This is a genomic window from Mycobacterium angelicum, from assembly GCF_002086155.1.
GTDB classification, from domain to species: Bacteria; Actinomycetota; Actinomycetes; order Mycobacteriales; family Mycobacteriaceae; genus Mycobacterium; species Mycobacterium angelicum.
The window spans coordinates 1-241 of record NZ_MVHE01000442.1 but is presented as its reverse complement, the minus strand read 5'-3'; the positions used below and the strand labels follow the sequence as shown (position 1 = coordinate 241).

The 241-nt window shown below is 63.9% G+C and carries 1 pseudogene; it reads right to left on the bottom strand.

The window, feature by feature from the left end:
* Positions 1–241, bottom strand: a pseudogene (locus tag BST12_RS30180) (alcohol dehydrogenase); the annotation flags it as partial.

Sequence of the window (241 nt, the reverse complement as noted above, 5' to 3'; positions counted from 1 at the left end):
CCCGCGTGTTCGCCCCGGCATTCCAGTGGCGCAGTGGCGAGTACAGCGTGATGCCCGCGCACAACAGCGGCGCCGCCACATCCAGGGGCAGCACGTCGGGTATGCGCAACACGTAGTTTTCGTCGACGACGATCGCTTCGCTGTAGCCGCCCTGGGTTGGCTGGCCGTCTTTGCCGATCGAGTTGTAGGTGAAGTTTGCGCCCGGCTTGCAGTACTGTTCGATGCCGCGCGTGCAACTGTT